The organism is Microbacterium neimengense, from assembly GCF_054782995.1.
In genome coordinates, this window is the sequence record NZ_BAAGRK010000002.1 from 65406 (window position 1) to 84163 (window position 18758).

Annotated in this window: 20 protein-coding genes; 15 read left to right on the forward strand and 5 right to left on the reverse strand. The window is 70.7% G+C overall.

Annotated elements, in window-relative coordinates; translation table 11 throughout:
* The first annotated feature begins 2 nt into the window (after nt 1–2).
* Entirely contained in the window at nt 3–1358 is a 1356-nt protein-coding gene (gene glmM / locus ACYVJS_RS01770) for a phosphoglucosamine mutase (RefSeq protein WP_460737196.1), read from the forward strand.
* A gap of 6 nt (nt 1359–1364) precedes the next feature.
* On the opposite strand, the gene ACYVJS_RS01775 is transcribed toward glmM, so the two are convergent.
* The 4 genes from ACYVJS_RS01775 to ACYVJS_RS01790 all read right to left on the reverse strand — a co-directional run bounded on the left by ACYVJS_RS01775 (nt 1365) and on the right by ACYVJS_RS01790 (nt 5137).
* On the reverse strand, nt 1365–2477 hold the full coding sequence (locus ACYVJS_RS01775; RefSeq protein WP_460737198.1) for a sensor histidine kinase: 1113 nt from the start codon (nt 2475–2477) through the stop codon (nt 1365–1367).
* Complete coding sequence (locus ACYVJS_RS01780) at nt 2474–3115, reverse strand: response regulator transcription factor (protein ID WP_460737200.1); 642 nt, start codon at nt 3113–3115, stop codon at nt 2474–2476. The genes ACYVJS_RS01775 and ACYVJS_RS01780 overlap by 4 nt, the downstream gene beginning before the upstream one ends.
* Before the next feature lie 87 nt (nt 3116–3202).
* Nucleotides 3203–4045, reverse strand: coding sequence for a TetR family transcriptional regulator (locus tag ACYVJS_RS01785; protein WP_460737202.1), 843 nt, complete (start codon nt 4043–4045; stop codon nt 3203–3205).
* 159 nt (nt 4046–4204) lie between these two features.
* Nucleotides 4205–5137: a Ppx/GppA phosphatase family protein gene (locus ACYVJS_RS01790; RefSeq protein WP_460737204.1), complete on the reverse strand. Its 933-nt coding sequence runs from the start codon at nt 5135–5137 to the stop codon at nt 4205–4207.
* Between the two features lie 82 nt (nt 5138–5219).
* On the opposite strand from ACYVJS_RS01790, the gene coaA reads away from it, so the two are divergent.
* The 11 genes from coaA to ACYVJS_RS01845 all read left to right on the forward strand — a co-directional run bounded on the left by coaA (nt 5220) and on the right by ACYVJS_RS01845 (nt 14082).
* Nucleotides 5220–6173 carry a type I pantothenate kinase gene (gene coaA, locus ACYVJS_RS01795; protein ID WP_460737206.1) on the forward strand — a complete coding sequence of 318 codons (954 nt, stop codon included), beginning with the start codon at nt 5220–5222 and terminating at the stop codon, nt 6171–6173.
* A gap of 126 nt (nt 6174–6299) precedes the next feature.
* On the forward strand, nt 6300–8150 hold the full coding sequence (gene glmS, locus ACYVJS_RS01800) for a glutamine--fructose-6-phosphate transaminase (isomerizing) (protein ID WP_460737208.1): 1851 nt from the start codon (nt 6300–6302) through the stop codon (nt 8148–8150).
* 145 nt (nt 8151–8295) lie between these two features.
* Nucleotides 8296–8655, forward strand: coding sequence for a holo-ACP synthase (locus tag ACYVJS_RS01805; RefSeq protein ID WP_460737210.1), 360 nt, complete (start codon nt 8296–8298; stop codon nt 8653–8655).
* The gene (locus ACYVJS_RS01810) at nt 8652–9221 is read left to right on the forward strand and encodes an LOG family protein (RefSeq protein ID WP_460737212.1); all 570 of its coding nucleotides are present in this window, start codon (nt 8652–8654) and stop codon (nt 9219–9221) included. Before ACYVJS_RS01805 ends, ACYVJS_RS01810 begins: the two co-directional genes overlap by 4 nt.
* A gap of 46 nt (nt 9222–9267) precedes the next feature.
* Nucleotides 9268–10392, forward strand: a complete 1125-nt coding sequence (alr, locus tag ACYVJS_RS01815) for an alanine racemase (protein ID WP_460737214.1) — start codon at nt 9268–9270, stop codon at nt 10390–10392.
* 65 nt (nt 10393–10457) lie between these two features.
* Nucleotides 10458–10955: a tRNA (adenosine(37)-N6)-threonylcarbamoyltransferase complex ATPase subunit type 1 TsaE gene (gene tsaE / locus ACYVJS_RS01820; RefSeq protein WP_460737484.1), complete on the forward strand. Its 498-nt coding sequence runs from the start codon at nt 10458–10460 to the stop codon at nt 10953–10955.
* Nucleotides 10956–10987: 32 nt separating this feature from the next.
* The gene (gene tsaB / locus ACYVJS_RS01825) at nt 10988–11668 is read left to right on the forward strand and encodes a tRNA (adenosine(37)-N6)-threonylcarbamoyltransferase complex dimerization subunit type 1 TsaB (protein ID WP_460737216.1); all 681 of its coding nucleotides are present in this window, start codon (nt 10988–10990) and stop codon (nt 11666–11668) included.
* On the forward strand, nt 11665–12171 hold the full coding sequence (gene rimI / locus ACYVJS_RS01830; protein WP_460737218.1) for a ribosomal protein S18-alanine N-acetyltransferase: 507 nt from the start codon (nt 11665–11667) through the stop codon (nt 12169–12171). Before tsaB ends, rimI begins: the two co-directional genes overlap by 4 nt.
* Entirely contained in the window at nt 12159–13217 is a 1059-nt protein-coding gene (tsaD, locus tag ACYVJS_RS01835; protein ID WP_460737220.1) for a tRNA (adenosine(37)-N6)-threonylcarbamoyltransferase complex transferase subunit TsaD, read from the forward strand. The genes rimI and tsaD overlap by 13 nt, the downstream gene beginning before the upstream one ends.
* The gene (locus ACYVJS_RS01840) at nt 13214–13792 is read left to right on the forward strand and encodes a hypothetical protein (protein ID WP_460737222.1); all 579 of its coding nucleotides are present in this window, start codon (nt 13214–13216) and stop codon (nt 13790–13792) included. The genes tsaD and ACYVJS_RS01840 overlap by 4 nt, the downstream gene beginning before the upstream one ends.
* Before the next feature lie 56 nt (nt 13793–13848).
* On the forward strand, nt 13849–14082 hold the full coding sequence (locus ACYVJS_RS01845) for a hypothetical protein (protein ID WP_460737224.1): 234 nt from the start codon (nt 13849–13851) through the stop codon (nt 14080–14082).
* Here ACYVJS_RS01845 and ACYVJS_RS01850 read toward each other — a convergent pair whose 3' ends face one another.
* Nucleotides 14083–15270, reverse strand: coding sequence for a class I SAM-dependent methyltransferase (locus ACYVJS_RS01850; protein ID WP_460737226.1), 1188 nt, complete (start codon nt 15268–15270; stop codon nt 14083–14085).
* Nucleotides 15271–15411: 141 nt separating this feature from the next.
* On the opposite strand from ACYVJS_RS01850, the gene groES reads away from it, so the two are divergent.
* From groES to ACYVJS_RS01865, 3 genes are all read left to right on the forward strand, one after another.
* On the forward strand, nt 15412–15708 hold the full coding sequence (gene groES, locus ACYVJS_RS01855) for a co-chaperone GroES (RefSeq protein WP_047543013.1): 297 nt from the start codon (nt 15412–15414) through the stop codon (nt 15706–15708).
* 91 nt (nt 15709–15799) lie between these two features.
* Nucleotides 15800–16753, forward strand: coding sequence for an EamA family transporter RarD (rarD, locus tag ACYVJS_RS01860; RefSeq protein WP_460737228.1), 954 nt, complete (start codon nt 15800–15802; stop codon nt 16751–16753).
* 159 nt (nt 16754–16912) lie between these two features.
* Nucleotides 16913–18226, forward strand: coding sequence for an ABC transporter substrate-binding protein (locus ACYVJS_RS01865; protein WP_460737230.1), 1314 nt, complete (start codon nt 16913–16915; stop codon nt 18224–18226).
* Nucleotides 18227–18758 lie beyond the last annotated feature (532 nt).

Genomic DNA, 18758 nt, shown 5'->3' on the forward strand with positions numbered 1-18758 from the left:
GAATGGCGTTGTTCGGTACGGACGGCGTGCGGGGGCTGGCGAACGGCCCCCTCACCGCCGATCTGGCGCTTTCCCTGGCCCAGGCGACCGCTGTCGTCCTGGGCCAGGGCCGTTCCGCGGAGGCCCGGCGCGCGGCGGGCAAGCGGCCCACCGCGGTCGTCGCGCGCGACCCGCGGATCTCGGGAGAGTTCCTCGCTGCGGCGGTCGCCGCCGGCCTCGCCTCCTCGGGAGTCGACGTTCTGGACGCCGGTGTGCTCCCGACGCCTGCCGCAGCCTTCCTCATCGGCGACACCGACGCCGATTTCGGGGTGATGGTCTCCGCGTCGCACAATCCCGCTCCCGATAACGGGATCAAGATCTTCGCGCGCGGCGGCGTCAAGCTGCCCGACGCCGTCGAGCAGCGCATCGAGTTCGCGCTCGCCGGTCCGAAGCTCCAGCCCACGGGTGCCGAGGTCGGCCGCATCCGTCGCTTCGCCGACGCGGAGGACCGCTACGTCGTCCACCTGCTGCAGTCGCTGCCGCACCGCCTCGACGGCCTGCACGTGGTGCTCGACTGCGCCCACGGCGCGGCTGCCGGCGTCTCTCCCGAGACGTTCCGGGACGCCGGCGCGCGCGTCACCGTGATCGGTGCGGACCCCGACGGGCTCAACATCAACGACGGCGTCGGTTCCACGCATCTCGATCATCTGGCGGCCGAGGTGCTGCGCGTGGGAGCCGACCTCGGCATCGCTCACGACGGCGACGCCGACCGTTGCCTCGCCGTGGATGCGGCCGGGCGCGTGATCGACGGTGATCAGATCATGGCGATCCTGGCCGTGTCGATGCGTGATCGCGGCGTCCTGCGCGATGACACGCTCGTTGCCACGGTCATGAGCAACCTCGGGCTCCACCGGGCGATGGCCGCCAACGGCATCCGCGTTCTGCAGACGGCCGTCGGCGACCGCTATGTGCTGGAGGAGATGAACGCCGGCGGATACACCCTGGGCGGCGAGCAGTCGGGTCATGTGATCATGAGCGACTTCGCGACCACCGGCGACGGGTTGCTGACGGGGCTGCACCTGATGTCCGAGATGGCGCGTCAGGGACGCTCGCTGGCCGAGCTCGCCTCGGTGATGACCGTGTTCCCGCAGGTGCTCATCAACGTCAAGGACGTCGACCGTACCCGCGTCGCCGATTCGGGTGTCGCCGAGGCGGTCTCCGAGGCAGAAGCCGAGCTCGGATCGAGCGGGCGTGTGCTTCTGCGCGCCTCCGGGACGGAACAGCTCGTGCGCGTCATGGTCGAGGCGGAGAACGCCGAACAGGCCGAGCGGATCGCACAGCGACTGGCAGCCGCCGTGCGCGAGCGTCTCGCGCTCTGAGGCGTCTCACTTGCGCGGCACACGCGCGACGAGCTCTGCCCCCGACTCCGTCGGGAGGAGTTCGAGGCGTCCGCCCAGCCCGCCCAACCGGTCGGTGAGGCGGCGCAGTCCGCTGAGAACGGCGCTCGGGTCCACTCCGATGCCGTCGTCACGCACGCTGAGGGCGACCTCGTCGATCCCGACGTGCAGCACGGTGTCGATGCGCGCGGCGAGCCCGTGCCGCAGCGCGTTCGACACGCCCTCCTCCGCGACGCGCACGAGCGCGAGGCGGCGAGCCAGGTCGAGCTCGGGCTCGGCCCCCGAGGGGACCACGACGAAGGATGCGTCGATCGCGGCCGGGATGCGCGAGACCAGCGCCCTGAGCGCTGCGACGAGTCCTCGATCGATGCCTTCCGGGTAGAGGGTGGCGCTCACGGCACGCAGCTCGTTCTCGCGCAAGGCATCGAGCTCCTGGCCGATCCGATCGATTTGGGCGCGCTCGAGTCCGTCGAATCCGCGGGCCAACGCGCGCAGGTCGGCCTGCAGCATGACGACGCGTCCCTGCAAGGTGCCGTGGAGGGTGTCCGCGATCTCCCGCCGCATGTGGAGCTCTTCGTCCTGCAGGGCGGCCAGAGCCGCCGTCGCCTGCGCAGCCTGGGCGAGTCGTGCGCGCTCGGATTCCCGGGCGCGGCGCCGCGAGCCCACGCTCTGCAGGGCGAACACGAAGGTCACCGACATGAGCAGCGTCGCGATGGCCGCATCCGCGAGCGCGAGCATCACGGAGGGATAGATCCCGGCGAGGATCTGCGCGGCGGCACGGCACGCCGCCGCGAACCCCGCGCAGCCGACGACCACCGCGACGCGAACGATCCCCGCGCGGGAGATGAGGCGCGCGCGGGTCGCGAGGAGTGTTGCGATCGCGACGCCGCAGAGGTTGATCGTCACCCGGATGACGAGATCGACGAACGGCGATGCGTCGGTGCCGCGCAGCGACACCGCATTGATTCCGAGCAGGAGCACGGCCTGAGCGCTGATGGCCAGCGAGAGGGTGCCGCCCAGGCTCAGGGCGACGAAGGAGAACTGCCGCTGATCGGCGGCCCGATCCACAAGAGCGAAGTCGCTCGCGGGATCTGCGCTCACGCGCTCTCCTCGAGGAAGATGCGCACGGCGCTCACGCGGGGATTCCGCTCCGCATCCCCGCCGAGTCCGAGTGAGCTGTAGACGGCGTTGACATGGTTGTCGACGGAGCGGTCGGCGAGGTTGAGCCTGCGGGCGATGGCGGTGTTCGTCAGTCCCTCGGCCAGCAATGTCAGCACCTCGAACTGGCGGGCGCTGAGGGCGGCCAGGCGGCCTCGCGGACGTGCCCGGCGACGCTCCACGAGTTCGCGATCGAGCACGCTGCGCCCGCTCGCGCTGGCGCGCAGCGCCGAGACCAGCGAAGGCGCCGACAGCGCGGAGGTCTTGGAAAGGTAGCTCCACCGGCGGCGTTGCTCCTCCGGCACGTCGAGCAGAGTGTTCAGCCGGTCCACGGCCGACAGCAGCACGATCGACAGTGAGCTCTGCCGCTCCTGCAGGCGACGGCCCACCTCGATGCCGTCGCCGTCGGGAAGCGTGATGTCCAGCAGCGCGACGTCGAGATCGCGTGGGAAGCCGATGGTCTCCGCGGCGGAGCTCACGGCGACGACGAGCTCGAAGTCGGGGACGGCGCGCAGCAGACCCACGAGCATGTCACGGTAAAGAGGTTGATCCTCGACGAGTGCGATGCGCAGTCTCGCCACGGGGATTCCTTCGTAGACAGGGTGGATTGCGCGCCCGGATGGTGAGGGATGGGCGCCCCCGTATCCTATCGGCTCGCCCGGGCGGGCTCAGGCTGTGTGACGGGGTTCTCCGGCGGGCTGAGTCAGCCCCATGAGCAGCGACCAGAACGCCAGGGCCGGCAGCTCCCAGGGCACCTCTTCGCCGTCGATCCCTTCGCGCAGCACCACGTCGTCGATGCCTTCGATGCCGACGAGGCGCTTGCTGGCCATGCCCTCGATGAGCGAAGCCCCGGCCGCGGCGATCTGCAGCCAGGTCACGCCGGGGACCGGCTCGCGCTCGACTCGGGCGAGAACCCGCTGGTAGATCTCGGCGATCTCGGCCAGGAACCGCGTCTCGCTCGCCGCCAGCGCGCGACGCACCTCCGACTGCTGGTCGTCGGGGAGCGAACTCACCGACACCGAGAGCGCCATGTAGTTCTTCCACTCGGTGGAGGCCATCGTGTCGAGCACGTTCTGCCCGATGGCTCGGCGCACGGACTCTTGCAGCACCCGCTCGACGCCCACGGGGTCGGGTGCGCCGGCCGCGTCGACCAGATGGTCCGAGTACTGCTCGAAGACCGCGGTCGCGATCTGGATGGTGGCGGCGGAGTAGCCGATCGGATGGGGGCCGCGCGGCTCGAGCAGGCGCAGCATGAGGGCGGAGAGCAGTTGGTCCTTGCCCCCGAACGCCGCGAACGCGGAGCTTCGGGGCACACCGACGCGCCGGATGAGTTCCTCCATGTTGAGCTGGTGCAGCCCCACGCTCACGGCGCCGTCCGCGAGGAGGTCGGCCGCCGCATCCAGGACGCGACGGCGCAGCTCGTCACGAGGGATGCGTCTTGCGCGGCCCGTCTGTGACGAATCGTTATGGACTCTGCGTCCAGAGTCTTGTTGTTCGTCCTGAGTTGGCATATTTTCGTTCCTACCGACGGAAGGCCCTGCTCTCGAGATGGCGGCGGCCGCCAATGGGGGGACGTCGGTACCGTGATCCGCGGGTCGGGTGCAGATGACCCCCCCCGCGGATCACGGCGGTCAGTCTATGTTCGCCCCACCCCTGGGGGCTATGGGTCGTCAGCCCCAGGCCATGGCCTCGATGTAGCGCAGCAGCACGCCCTCACGCAGCGCCCACGGGCTGACCTCGAGCTCGTCGATGTCGAGTGCGCGCATCGCGGTGTGCAGCACGACGGCCCCCGCCACGATCTGGAAGGTGCGGTCGGGGGTGATTCCGGGCAGTTCCTGCCGGGCGCTGGCGGGAAGTCGTGCCAGACGAGGGATCCACGAGCCGAGCGCCTGTCGCGGCAGCAGCAGTCGTTCGCTCTGCGACCATCCCGGCACGGGGTACCCGGCGAGGCGGGCGAGCGAGCGGATGGCCTTCGACGAGCCGGCCACGTGGTCGGGCCGGGGCAGCGCCCCGAACCCGGCTGCCGCGGGGGAGAGCACCTCCTCGGCGTGCGCGCGCAGGCGCTCGACCGCATCCTCCCCGGGAGGATCGTCGGGGAGATAGCCCACCGTCATCCGGCCGGCGCCGAGGGGGACGGATGCAGCGAGCTGGGGCAGCTCGTCCGCGCCCGCGGCGATCTCCAGCGAGCCGCCGCCGATGTCGAAGAGCAGGATCTGGCCGGCCGACCAGCCGAGCCAGCGTCGGACCGCGAGGAAGGTGAAGCGCGCCTCGTCCTCCCCGCCGAGGACCTGGAGCGGCTGGCCAAGCGCCTCCTCGATCCTGGCGATGACGAGCTCCCCGTTGGTGGCATCGCGTACCGCGGAGGTCGCCGTCGCCAGCAGCTCGGCGACACCCTCGCGCCGTGCCGTCTCACGCGCCTCGGCGACCGCATCCTCGAGTGCGCGGACGCCCTCCTCGCTGATCGCACCCGTCGGCGTGAGGTAGCGCATGAGGCGCAGCACGGTGCGGTGGCTCGTCGTCGCGAGCGGCCTTCCGCCGGGGTGTGCATCCGCCACGAGCAGATGCACGGTGTTGGAACCGATGTCGAGAACTCCGAGCCGCACCCGATGAGAGTAGCGGCGCGGACCTTTCCGCGCGCTGCGAAGGGGGAACGCCACGCCGGTGCGCCGCCACTACGATGGGCGGGTGCCAGAGGAGACCACCCTGCCGGCGGCGTCAGCCGAGTCCCTGTACCGCGAGATCGACCGCGCCGACTGGGCCCGATTGGCCCGCGGCATGGATCAGCCGTTGACCGAGGGCGAGGTCGTGCAGCTGCGCGGGCTGGGCGACATGCTCGACGTCGCCGAGGTGCGCGAGGTCTACGTTCCCCTGAGCCGGCTGCTGTCGCTGCGGGCATCCGCCACGAAGCGCCTCGGCGCGGAGGAGAGCACCTTCCTCGGCGAACCCGACGAGACCACTCCGTTCGTGATCGGCGTGGCCGGCTCCGTCGCCGTCGGCAAGTCGACGATCGCCAGGCTGCTGCGCGAACTCCTGAGCCGCTGGCCCGGCACGCCCCGTGTGGAGCTCGTCACGACCGACGGCTTCCTCTACCCGAATACGGAGCTGGAGCGGCGCGGGCTGATGGACCGCAAGGGCTTCCCCGAGTCCTATGACCGCCGCGCGCTGATCGCGTTCCTCACGGCGGTCAAGTCGGGTGCCGCCGAGGTGCGCGCGCCGTACTACTCGCACATGCGGTACGACATCGTCCCCGACGCGCACACGAGCGTGCACCGGCCGGACGTCCTGATCGTCGAAGGTCTCAACGTGCTGCAGCCGCCGCCCGTTCCGCACGACGTCGCGGTGAGCGACCTGTTCGACTTCTCGGTCTACGTGGATGCCGAACCCGAGCACATCCAACGCTGGTACACCGACCGGTTCCTGGCGCTGCGCGATGCCGCGTTCAGCAACCCGAACTCCTTCTTCCGGGTGCTCGCGGACATCTCGGACGAGGAGGCGCGTGAGCGGGCCGCGTACTACTGGAACAGCATCAACCTGCCGAACCTCATCGAGAACGTGCTGCCCACGCGTCATCGCGCCTCGCTCGTGCTGCGCAAGGGAGCCTCCCACGCCGTCGAGACGGTGCTCCTGCGCAAGCTCTGACGCCCCCGCCCGCCCTGGCCGCCGTCGACTCGCGTGGCCCGAGCGGCGCCCACCCTCGCCACCCCCACGGATTGCACGGTCGGGCGTCGGGCGGGTTCACGGCTGCGCCCAACTACGATGGATCGCATGTGTGGCATCGTCGGATATGTCGGCCCTCGGCCGAGCCAGGACATCCTGATCTCGGGTCTGGCCCGTCTCGAGTACCGCGGATATGACTCGGCCGGCATCGCCGTGATCGACGCCGACGGCGACCTGGGGATGCGAAAGCGTGCCGGAAAGCTGAGCGTGCTGCGCGACGACCTCGCGCGCCTCCCCCTCGCGGACGGCACGACGGGGATCGGTCACACGCGGTGGGCGACCCACGGCGGTCCGACCGACGCGAACGCGCACCCGCACCTGGCCGACGACGACAAGCTCGCCGTCATCCACAACGGCATCATCGAGAACTTCGCCGAGCTGAAGGCCGAGCTGGTCAGCGAGGGCTACACCTTCCGCAGCGAGACCGACACCGAGGTCGCCGCTGTCCTGATCGGCCGCGAATACGCCGCATCCGGCGACCTGATCGCCGCCTTCCGCGCGACCGTCGGCCGCTTCGAGGGCGCGTACACGCTGCTGGCGATGCACAAGGACCACCCGGGACTCGTGGTCGCCGCACGCCGCAACTCGCCGCTGGTGATCGGCCTCGGCGAGGGCGAGAACTTCCTCGGTTCGGACGTGGCGGCGTTCGTCGAGCACACCCGCAACGCGCTCGCGATCGGCCAGGACGAGATCGTCGCCATCACCCCCGACGGCGTGGAGGTCACGGACTTCGCCGGCAACGTGGTGGAGCCCGAGCCGTTCGAAGTGACCTGGGATGCTGCCGCCGCCGAGAAGGGCGGATGGTCCTCGTTCATGGCGAAGGAGGTCTCGGAGGAGCCCGAGGCCGTCGCCAACACGATCCGCGGCCGCATCCGTGACGGTGTCGTCGTCGTCCCGGAGCTCGACGGACTCGACGAGCTCTTCGCCGATATCGATCGCGTCGTCATCATCGCGGCCGGCACCGCAGCGTACGCCGGGCAGACCGGCAAGTACGCGCTGGAGCTGTGGACCCGCATCCCGGTCGACGTCGAGCTCGCGCACGAGTTCCGCTACCGCGACCCGGTGATCGGCCCCCGCACGCTCGTCGTCTCGATCAGCCAGTCCGGCGAGACCATGGACACCCTCATGGCGGTCAAGTACGCCCGTGAGCGCGGCGCGCGCACGCTTTCCATCTGCAACACGCAGGGCGCCACCATCCCGCGCGAGTCGGATGCGATCGTCTACACGCACGCCGGCCCCGAGGTCGCTGTGGCCTCGACCAAGGCCTTCGTCGCGCAGATCACCGCGATCTACCTGCTCGCGCTGCACATCGCGCGCGTGCGCGGGTCGCTGACGGCAGCCGAGATCGCCGACCACGTGCGCGAGCTCGAGTCGGTGCCCGGCAAGATCAGCACCATCCTCGAGACGCAGCAGGAGCGCATCACGCAGCTCGCGCACTGGATGGCCGACACCCGGTCGGTGCTGTTCCTCGGCCGACACGTCGGCTACCCGATCGCGCTGGAGGGGGCCCTCAAGCTCAAGGAGATCTCCTACATCCACGCCGAGGGCTTCGCCGCCGGCGAGCTGAAGCACGGACCCATCGCGCTGATCGAGCCCGGCCAGCCCGTCTTCGTCATCGTGCCGTCCCCGCGCGAGTCCTCGGTGCTGCACGACAAGGTGGTCTCCAACATCCAGGAGATCCGTGCGCGCGGTGCCCGCGTCATCGTGATCGCGGAGGAGGGCGACGCGAGCGTCCTGCCGTTCTCCGACGAGGTGCTGCACATCCCGCTCGCCGGCCCCCTGTTCGAGGCGCTGCTCGCGGTCGTCCCGCTGCACATCTTCGCTATGGGTCTCGCCACGGCGAAGGGCCTGGATGTGGACCAGCCGCGCAACCTGGCCAAGTCGGTCACGGTCGAGTAAGGGCCACACTTCTGCGCGAGCGCGCCTGTGATGAACAGGCGCGCTCGCGCATTCCCGCGGCAGGCGGGCATATGCGACGCAACTCGGGCATCCGGGGCGCGGATAGGGTGGCGGATGCGGCGAGCCGCCGCATCCGGGAGGGCACATGATCGTCGGAATCGGCGTCGACCTGGTCGACGTGCCGCGGTTCGCGCGCACGCTCGCGCGCACGCCGGGCCTGCTGACCCGCCTCTTCTCGCCCGCCGAGCGCGTGCTGAAGCCGCGCTCGCTCGCCGCGCGCTACGCCGCCAAGGAGGCGCTGATCAAGGCGCTCGGCGGCTCGGACGGCGTGCACTGGGTGGAGATCGAGGTGGCCTCGGAGCCCTCCGGACGACCGATCTTCGCGCTGACCGGCTCCACGGCCGATGTCGTCGCGGCGCGCGGCATCGTGGCGCTGCACCTGTCGATGAGCCACGATGCGGGCCTTGCGACGGCGTACGTCGTCGCCGAGGCGGCACCCGTATGATCGCGCGCGTCGCCGTCTACACCGGCTCCGCCCTCGGCACCTCGCCGGCCTACGCGGAGGCCGCGGCCGCGGTGGGCCATGCCCTCGCCGGATCCGGCATCGGGCTCGTGTACGGCGGCGGGCGTGCCGGACTCATGGGTGTCGTGGCGGATGCGGCACTCGCCGCCGGCGGTGAGGTGCACGGAGTGATCCCGCAGACCCTGGTGGATGCGGAACTCGCCCATCCCGGCCTCACGCGGCTCGAGATCGTGGCGGACATGCACGAGCGCAAGACGCGGATGGCGGAGCTCGCCGATGCCTTCGTGGCCCTGCCCGGTGGGGCGGGCACCCTCGAGGAGCTCTTCGAAGCGTGGACCTGGCTGCAGCTGGGTCTGCACCGCAAGCCCGTCTCGCTCTACGACGTCGACGGCTACTGGACCCCCCTGGGGGCGATGCTGGACGGCATGGTCGAGGCCGGCTTCCTGACCGCGGCCTTCCGCGACACCCTCGGCGTCGCCGCCGACCCGGCAGCGCTGCTCGCGGGATTCGCGGCATGGGAGCCGCCCGCGCCCAAGTGGCGGCGCTGAGCGTCCTGCGTCACCCGGTACCGTGGATGCGGCGACGGGAGGTCCCATGAGTACGCTGCCGGCCGGGGTCATGCGAGAAGCGATCATCGACGTCGAGGCGATCGCCGACAACGTGCGTCAGCTGCGCCGATTGACGGGCGTCGAGGTCATCGCCGTCGTCAAGGCCGACGGATACGGGCACGGAGCCGCCAGGTCGGCCGCTGCAGCGCTCGCCGGCGGTGCGACGCGCATCGGTGTCGCCGACATCGCCGAGGCGCTGGCCCTGCGGCGCGCCGGGATCGACGCACCCATCCTCGCGTGGTTGCACGCTCCCGGCGCCTCCTTCGGCGAGGCGGTCGAGCGCGGCATCGAGCTGGGCGTGTCGAACATGGATCAGCTGAACGCGGCAGCCGCCGCCGGAAGCGGCGATCGCCCCGCCGTGCTGCACCTCAAGCTCGAGACCGGACTGGGGCGCAACGGCGCCTCGCCCGCCGACTATGCCGCACTGTTCGCGGAGGCGGCTCGCTGGGAGCGGCTGGGTCGGGTGCGTGTGATCGGCATCTTCAGTCACCTCTCCAACGCCTCCGCCGAGGACGACCTGGCGGCGCTCGCGCGCTTCGAGGACGCGGTCGCCGCCGCATCCGCCGCCGGCCTGACGCCGCGTCTGCGCCACATCGCCGCCACCCACGCCGCTATCGCCCTGCCGCAGACCCGCCTGAACTGCGTGCGCATCGGGATCGGCATCTACGGCTTGTCGCCCTTCGACGACCGTTCGTCCGCGGATCTGGGCCTGCGCCCGGCGATGACGCTGCGCGCTGCCGTCGCGGCCGTCAGGCGCGTCGGTGCGGGACAGGGGGTCTCGTACGGGTACGACTACCGCACGGACGGCGACACGACGCTGGCGCTCGTGCCGCTGGGGTACGCCGACGGGGTGCCGCGGCAGGCCTCCGGCGCGGGACCGGTGCGCATCGCGGGCGGGCGTCACACGGTGGCCGGGCGCATCGCGATGGATCAGTTCGTCGTGGACGTCGGCGATGCCGAGGTGCACGTGGGCGACGAGGTCGTCCTCTTCGGCGATCCGACCCTCGGCGTGCCCTCGGCGACCGACTGGGCGGATGCTGCCGGCACCATCAACTACGAGATCGTCACGCGGATCGGCGCGCGCGTGCCCCGGCACGATATCGAGCGATGAGCGGGCATGAATTCAGCACCGCCGATGTTCCACACCACATGACGAACGGTGTCGGTGAGCGGGCGATGGGCGAGTTGCTCGGCGAACGGGAGATCGTCTCGCCGCAGGACATGGAGCAGCTGGGCCGGCAGATCGGACAGCGCCTGCACGCGGGCGACGTCGTCGTGCTGACGGGGGCGCTCGGAGCGGGAAAGACCACCCTGACCCGCGGGATCGCGGCGGGTCTCGGTGTGCGCGGTCCGATCCAGAGCCCGACGTTCGTGATCGCCCGCACGCATCCCTCGCTCACCGGCGGAGCGCCGCTGGTCCACGTCGACGCCTATCGATTGGGTTCGGCGGCAGAGCTCGACGACCTCGACATCGACCTGCCGGGGTCGGTCGTGGTCGTGGAATGGGGCCACGGACTCATCGAGGCGATCGTGGACTCCTGGTGGGAGGTCGAGCTCGACCGCGAGTGGGACGGTCGCGGTGTCGACAGCGCCTGCGGCACGTATCAGCGCCACAACGACGACCTCGATGCCGAGACGCCGCGTCTGGTGACGATCACGCACCACACCGTCTGAGCGCGGCGGCGCCGCCGCATTACCCTGGAGGGGTGTTCCTCGGCATCGACACCTCGCTCGGAACGGCGCTCGCCGTCATCGACCCCGACGGCGTCGTGCGCGCCGAGGTCTCCAGCGACAACCCTCTCGGGCACGCCGAGGTCATCGGCGATCTGCTTCTCACCGTGACGGAGGCCGCGCGCACCACGGCCGCGCACGGCTCGGGACTGGGAGCCGACGACGACGCCCGCATCACGCACGTCGTCGCAGGCATGGGCCCCGGTCCCTTCACCGGGTTGCGGATCGGGATCGCGGCCGCGCGTGCGTTCGCGCTCGCCCGCGGTGTGCCCGTCGTTCCCGTCGCCAGCCACGATGCGGTCGCGTTGGGCGTGCTGCTCGCGTCGGCGATGGAGGATGCGGAGCCCGGCCCGTTCGCCGTCGTCACCGACGCGCGGCGTCGGGAGTTCGCCTACACGGTCTACCGCGGCCTCGACGACGACGGCCTACCCGAGCGGATCACCGGTCCCGCCCTGAGCCCGCGCGACGAGCTGGACGACCGCCTCGCGGCGCTCGGCGCTGCGCGCATGGACGCGAGTGCAATCCCCGCGACGGTCCTCGCGCTGTGCGGTGCCCGCGCCGTCGCTGCCGGCCGCATGATCGCCGCGGACGAACCGCTCTATCTGCGATCGCCCGATGTCACGAGCCCGCACGCGCCCAAGCGGGTGGGGTCGTGATCCGTGCGGCGACACCCGCCGATCTCGACGCCATCATGCGTCTGGAGCGGGCGAGCTTTCCCACGGACGCGTGGAGCGACGCCATGATGCGTGAAGAACTCGCCTCACCGCACGGGCACTACATCGCTCTCGAGCAGGGCGGTCGGCTGATCGGCTACGCAGGCTTGCGTGCGCCCGCGGGAGCGCGCGACGGCGACATCCAGACGATCGCTCTGGACGAGACGGCGCGCGGACGAGGCCTCGGACGGGCCCTGTTGCGCACGCTCCTCTCGAAGGCCCACGAACGTCGCGTGCGCGAAGTGTTCCTCGAGGTGCGCGACGACAACCCCGTCGCCCGCGGCTTGTACGCCTCGGAGGGCTTCGTCGAGGCCGGCCGGCGTCCGCGTTACTACCAGCCCGACGACGTCGACGCGATCGTCATGCGCGTGGACGTACCGGCGTGGGCGGCCGCCCGCGGCGAGGATGCGGCGGCATCCGGTGTGAACGGAGGATGGTGCTCGTGAGCGGACCTCTCGTGCTCGGCATCGAGACAAGTTGCGACGAGACCGGCATCGGCATCGTCCGCGGCCGTGAGCTGCTGACGAACACGATTGCCAGTTCCATGGACGAGCACGCCCGCTACGGCGGTGTCGTCCCCGAGGTCGCCGCGCGTGCGCACCTCGAGGCGCTGCAGCCCGCGATCCACGCGGCGCTCGCCGAGGCCGGGGTCGGCCTTCACGACCTGGACGCGGTCGCCGTCACGTCGGGTCCGGGGCTCGCCGGTGCGCTCATGGTGGGCGTGGGCGCCGCGAAGGCGCTCGCCGTGGGGCTTGGCAAGCCGCTCTATGCCGTCAACCACCTCGTCGGTCATATCGCGGCCGACATCCTCGATGCGGATGCGGCCCCGCTGGAGTACCCGACGGTCGCCCTGCTCGTCAGCGGCGGCCACACGTCGCTGCTGCTCGTGCGCGATCTCACGAGCGACGTGGAGCTGCTCGGTGAGACGGTCGACGACGCCGCGGGGGAGGCGTTCGACAAGGTCGCCCGCATCCTCGGCCTGCCCTACCCGGGAGGCCCGCAGATCGACCGCGCCGCCGCCGAGGGCGACCCCACCGCCATCCGTTTCCCCCGCGGGCTCTCCCGCGCCTCCGACATGGCGGAGCACCGCTACGATTTCTCGTTCTCGGGCCTGAAGACGGCCGTGGCGCGCTACCTCGAGCAGACCCCGGACGCCTCCGTGCCCGACGTCGCCGCATCCTTCCGCGAGGCGGTCGTGGACGTGCTCGTGACGAAGGCGCTGGATGCGTGCGAGCGCCACGGCGTGCCGCGCCTGCTGCTGGGCGGTGGGGTGATCGCCAACCGCAGGCTGCGCGACGTGGCTCTCGAGCGCGGCACCGCGGCCGGCGTCGCGGTCCGCATCCCGCCGCTGAGCCTGTGCACCGACAACGGGGCGATGATCGCGGCGCTGGCCGCCGAGCTGATCTGTGCAGGGCGTGCTCCGTCGACGCTCCGCTTCGGCGCCGACTCCACACTGCCGGTCACTGAGATCCAGGTGGCGGAGCAGCGGTGAATCGCGAACAGGGACATGACGCGCCGGAGGAGCAGGCGCGGCCGGCATTCGCGTACGGGCCGGACGACGCGGCCGCGCAGCCCCTGCTGGCGGCGGCCGCCGCTCTGGAACCTTCGCCGCACGAGCAGCCCGTCGACGACGTGCCGGTCGTCGCCCGCGTCGCGTCGCCCTCCGAAGACGTCATCGTCCCGACGCAGCCCGCCGAGCTCCCGGGCACGCACCGCGGCGGCTTCACCCGCCCGCCGACCGCGCCCGTGGACGTGCGGGAGCAGGTCGCCGAGCACGAGGAGCTCCCCGCGACGACCGCGACCCTGCCGACGACGGATTCCGGCGCACCCGCCAACTTCGCAACGCTCTCCCTCGGCTTCGCCGTGGTGGCCCTCATCGTCGCCATCGTGGTCGGATGGGGCTTCCCGATCGGGGTGGGCGCCGTCGTTCTGGGGGTCATGTCGTTGCGCGGCCGCGTGGAGAGTCGTCCGATCGCCGCGTGGGGGGTGGCGCTCGGTGCGCTCTCGCTGATCTACAGTGCGGGATGGCTCATGTATGCGGGCATCCAATCGGGGTGGATCGGCTGACTTTCCCCCCCGGGGGCGTGCTCCTGCCCGCCGGTGTGCTTGATAGGTTCGCAAGCATGGGGATCGAGTGGGGACGAATCAGCCCTGTCATCGTGGTCGCGGCCGGGGTTCTGGCCTGCATGCTGGTGCCGAGCGCGGTGTTCATCGCCGTCGCGGCCTTTCTCGAGGACAACGCGCTGCTGGGGGCGGCGGCAGCCGTCGCCGCCGGGGTGATCGTCATCGCGGCCGCGGCGGCCTTCGTGTATGCAGCGACCGTGTTCCGACGACGCAGGGTCATCGGCGAGGGCTGATCAGACGCGGTCCGCCAGGATCGCCGTACGCCTGTCGCCGATCCGCGTCAGCAGCAGCGTCGCCGAGGCCTCGCCCTTGAGCTTGAGCCGGGTGCGCAGCTGCGCCGGGTCCACGTCCACGCCGCGCTTCTTGATCTCGAGCGTGCCGATACCGCGTTCGCGAAGGGCGCGGGCGAGCTTCTTCTCGTCGGTGGGGAGCTGCTCCCGCACGCGGAAGCTCTGCACGAACGGGCTCGTCACCGCCTCGTCCGAGGTGAGGTAGGCGATGCGTTCGTCGAGCGTGCCCGCATCCAGCGATCGGGCCACGTCGCCGATCAGGCGGGCGCGGATCACGGCGCCGTCCGGCTCGTGCAGGAATGCGCCGAGCGGGCGCGGCTCGACGTCTTCGGCGTCGTGGGCGGAGGTGAGCTCGTGCACCTGGTCGCCGCGGACGACGAGCGCGGCACGCCGCACCCCGTCGCGAGCCAGCTCCCGGGAGAAGAGGACGAGTTCGATGGTCGATCCGTCCACACTGATCCACTGCGCTTCGACACCGTCGGGGATGCTGTCGCGATCGAAGCCGGGACCGAGCTTGATACCGGTCGGCATGCGTTCAGCGAGCTCGAACGCCCAGCCGAGCGCCGGGCTGTATTCGTCGGCCCTGAGGCGATCGTTGTGCGAGCCGCCGACCGGGCGTCTGGCGGGGTCGAGCCACACCGCATCCCTGTCGCCGAGATCCACATCCTCCGCGCGGGCGTGCGAGACCGTGACGGTATCGCCGAAGGGCGCCAGATTGTAGGCGGCGACGGCCGCGGTCGCCTCATCGGCGTCCACGGCGGCGACCTCGAGCCCGAGGGCTGCGAAGCCCAGCGCGTCGCCTCCGATGCCGCATCCGAGATCGGCGATCTGGCGGCGTCCCGCGTCGCGGAACCGGCCGGCATGGCGGGCGGCCACACTCAGGCGGGTGGCCTGCTCGAGCCCCGCCGGGGTGAAGAGCATCCGGCCGGCGAACGGTCCGAACTTAGCCGCCGCGCGGGAGCGGAGTCGCGCCTGGCCGACGACGGCCGAGACGAGGTCGGGCCCGTGTCCCGCAGCACGAAGCCTGCCCACGGCCGTCGCGACCGCCGCCGTCGACTCGATCGGTCCCGTCTCATCCAGCAGGCGCAGGCCTTCGGGGGTGAGAAGGGCGCGCAGCTCGCTCATCTCCATCGCTCCAGCCTAGGCGCGAGGTTGTGTTGGCACTCGCGTTGCACGAGTGCCAGGACGCCTCTAGACTTGCCATTAGCACTCTCGGTGTGAGGGTGCTAACTGAGTCTTCCGTTTCACGAAGCGAGAAAGAAGAGGTAGACCGTGTCGGTTTCCATCAAGCCGCTCGAGGACCGCATCGTCATCCAGCAGGTCGAGGCCGAGCAGACCACCGCTAGTGGCCTGGTCATCCCCGACACCGCCAAGGAGAAGCCCCAGGAGGGCGAGGTCGTGGCCGTGGGCCCCGGCCGCATCGACGACAACGGCAACCGTGTTCCGCTCGACGTCGCCGTCGGCGACCGCGTGATCTACAGCAAGTACGGCGGCACCGAGGTCAAGTTCGGCGCCGACGAGTACCTCGTGCTCTCCGCGCGCGACGTGCTCGCGGTCGTCGTTCGCTGACATCGACTGCTCGAAGCCCCCGGCCGTTCGGCCGGGGGCTTCGTTCGTTGCGGGCGCGCCCCGGTAGCGCCCGCGGTCCTAGGCTGGATCGGTGAACCCACGCACTTCCCCCGAGCAGGGCCTCGCCGGCGGCCTGTACGCCTTCTCCGCATATCTCCTGTGGGGCGTGTTGCCGCTGTACTTCCTGCTGCTGGCGCCGGTGGGCGCCTTCGAGATCGTGGCGTGGCGGATCCTGCTGTCGCTGGTCTTCTGCGCGCTCCTGATCGCGGTGACACGCTCGTGGCGGCGCCTCGCCGCCATCCTGCGTCAGGGTCGGCTCGTCGCTCTCACTGTGGTCGCGGGCATCCTGATCTACATCAACTGGCAGACCTATCTCATCGGCACCCTGAGCGGTCACGTCATCGAGACGAGCCTCGGCTACTTCATCAATCCGATCGTCACGGTCCTGCTGGGCGTGCTGGTGCTGCGAGAGCGGCTGCGCCCGACCCAGTGGGTGGCGATCGGGCTCGCGACCGCCGCGGTCGTGGTGATCGTGGTCGGCTACGGCGCCATGCCCTGGATCGCCCTCATCCTCGCGTTCTCGTTCGGTTTCTACGGACTCGTGAAGAAGAAGATCGGCCCGTCCGTGGATGCGGTCAGCGGGCTCACGCTGGAATCGCTTTGGCTCACCCCTCTCGCACTCGTGCAGCTCGTCGTCGTGGGTCTGACGACGGGGCTGGGCTTCGCCTCCGCCGGGGTCGGCACCACGGTGGCCCTCGCCCTGGCGGGCGTCGTGACGGCCGTTCCGCTGCTGCTGTTCGCAGCGGGTGCGCGCCGGGCGCCTCTGACGCTGCTCGGCATCATCCAGTTCGTCGCGCCCGTTCTGCAGTTCCTCATCGGATGGTGGGTGCTGGGCGAGCCGATGACGGCCGGACGGTGGGCGGGCTTCGCGCTCGTGTGGGCGGCGCTCATCCTGTTGAGCGCGGATTCGATCGTCGCCTCGCGCCGTGCGCGCAAGGGCGCAGGATTGCAGAACGCTCCGTCCGACGTGGCCGAATTGACGTAATGCGTCGAAAAGCGGCGCGATTCATAACGATTTCGTCGCGAAAGGGTGCGGAGACTGTGCGCGACGCGCGCCTACAACACACTCGTAACAATGCGCGGCTAGCTTCTGGCGCAACGCGGCGTCCAGGTCGCGCATTGAAGAGTGAAAGGACGGAACCAGATGGTTCACTCCAAGAAGGCGTGGTTTGCCGCGACCGCCCTCGCGGGCGTCTCGGCGCTTGCGCTCGTCGGGTGTGCCGGCGGGGGCGAAGCAGCGCCCTCCGGCAGCTCAGACGCAGGTGGCGACTACACGGCGCAGAACTGCGCCGACGGCACCACGAGCGCTGACATCCTGAAGGTCGGCACCCTGCTGCCGACCACCGGAACCCTGGCGTTCCTCGGCCCGCCCGAGATCGCCGGTGTCGGCCTGGCTGTCGACGACATCGTCGCCGCGGGCGACAAGGCATGTACGTTCTGGACCGACTCCGGTGACAGCAACGACATGACCGTCTCGTCCGCCTCGGCCGACGAGCTCATCAACGCGAAGGTCTCGATCGTGATCGGCGCCGCATCCTCCTCGGTGTCGCTGAACGTCGTCGACAAGCTCACCAAGAGCGCGAGCCCGATCGTGCAGATCTCGCCCGCGAACACGGCGGCTTCGCTCTCGGGCTACTCGCCCTTCTACTTCCGCACCGCTCCGCCGGACACGGTGCAGGGCTCCGCACTGGGCCAGCTCATCACGAGCGACGGCAACGCGAACATCGCGTTCCTCGTCTTCAACGACGCGTACGGCACGGGCCTGCGCGACGTGATCGAGGAGACGGTCACCGGTGCGGGCGGATCGGTCACCTACGGCGCCAAGGGCGCGGGCCAGGAGTTCCCTCCCGGTCAGACCACCTTCTCGTCCGAGGTGACGGCGGCTCTGGCCACCAACCCCGACGCGATCGTGATCATCGCCTTCGACGAGACCAAGGCGATCATCCCCGAGCTCGTGTCGCAGGGCTGGGACATGTCCCGCACCTACTACACGGACGGCAACACGTCGGACTTCTCGAAGGACTTCGAGGCCGGAACGCTCGAGGGTGCTCAGGGCACGATCCCCGGCGCGAACCCCGCCGAGGACTTCAAGAAGAAGGCCTCGGCGTGGCACGAGTCGGTCGAGGGTTCGGCCCTGGACGACTACTCCTACTCGGCTGAGTCGTACGACGCCGTCATCCTCTCGGCCCTCGCGGCCCTGAAGGGCGGCGCGACCGACTCCGCCACCATCCAGGCGAACCTGGCCGCTGTGTCGGGTGCGACGGGTGGCGAGGAGTGCTCCACGTACGCGGACTGCAAGGAGCTCATCGCCGGCGGCAAGGACATCCACTACACGGGTGTCGCCGGCACGGGACCGTTCAACGACAAGAACGACCCCTCGAGCGCCTTCATCGGCATCTACAAGTTCGACGGTGACAACAAGCCCGTCTGGCAGAGCGCTGTCGAGGGCAAGTCTTGATCTGACTGCCCATCCCCACGAACGCCCCCGGGTCCGCCCGGGGGCGTTCGTGCGTCCGCGGGCAGGTGCGCTGCGGTCGGCCCCGTCCGCGCTCCGTCCGCCCCCCGACGCTCGTTCCCCCCCTGCTCGCCTGTCACAAATCGAGGTTCTGGGCGCGATCTGTGACAGGCGAGCAGGCGGTGAGCGGGCCGGCGCGAGGCGGAACGCGAGGGGGCGAGGCGGAACGCGTGGGGGCGAGGACGCGGGCGGGGCAGGGGGAGGGGCGCGAGCGCCGCGAGGGCGAGCACAGGGGTGGGGTGGGCCGGCGGACAAGGAAGGGGGCGGATGCGGGTGCATCCGCCCCCTTCGGAGCGCTCAGGCGGCGTGTGGCGCCGCGCGGGTCTCAGGCCTTGCCGGCGTCGGGCTCCACGCCCGGGTCCGACATGGGCTCTGCGCCCGGCGGGAGGTCCTCCGCCGCGCGGGCGCCTGCCGTCACCGACGTGGGGACCTGCTCGTCGGGGGTCACGGCGTCCGCCGGAGCCGGCTCCGGCGT

What these genes read in the sequence shown, in the direction of transcription:
- ACYVJS_RS01845 (WP_460737224.1), top strand. Translation starts at nt 13,849, where the DNA reads ATGGGGATCGAGTGGGGACGAATCAGCCCTGTCATCGTGGTCGCGGCC.
- glmM (WP_460737196.1), top strand. Translation starts at nt 3, where the DNA reads ATGGCGTTGTTCGGTACGGACGGCGTGCGGGGGCTGGCGAACGGCCCC.
- ACYVJS_RS01785 (WP_460737202.1), bottom strand. Translation starts at nt 4,045, where the DNA reads ATGCCAACTCAGGACGAACAACAAGACTCTGGACGCAGAGTCCATAAC.
- glmS (WP_460737208.1), top strand. Translation starts at nt 6,300, where the DNA reads ATGTGTGGCATCGTCGGATATGTCGGCCCTCGGCCGAGCCAGGACATC.
- alr (WP_460737214.1), top strand. Translation starts at nt 9,268, where the DNA reads ATGAGTACGCTGCCGGCCGGGGTCATGCGAGAAGCGATCATCGACGTC.
- tsaD (WP_460737220.1), top strand. Translation starts at nt 12,159, where the DNA reads ATGGTGCTCGTGAGCGGACCTCTCGTGCTCGGCATCGAGACAAGTTGC.
- tsaE (WP_460737484.1), top strand. Translation starts at nt 10,458, where the DNA reads ATGGGCGAGTTGCTCGGCGAACGGGAGATCGTCTCGCCGCAGGACATG.
- ACYVJS_RS01810 (WP_460737212.1), top strand. Translation starts at nt 8,652, where the DNA reads ATGATCGCGCGCGTCGCCGTCTACACCGGCTCCGCCCTCGGCACCTCG.
- ACYVJS_RS01850 (WP_460737226.1), bottom strand. Translation starts at nt 15,270, where the DNA reads ATGGAGATGAGCGAGCTGCGCGCCCTTCTCACCCCCGAAGGCCTGCGC.
- ACYVJS_RS01865 (WP_460737230.1), top strand. Translation starts at nt 16,913, where the DNA reads ATGGTTCACTCCAAGAAGGCGTGGTTTGCCGCGACCGCCCTCGCGGGC.
- ACYVJS_RS01805 (WP_460737210.1), top strand. Translation starts at nt 8,296, where the DNA reads ATGATCGTCGGAATCGGCGTCGACCTGGTCGACGTGCCGCGGTTCGCG.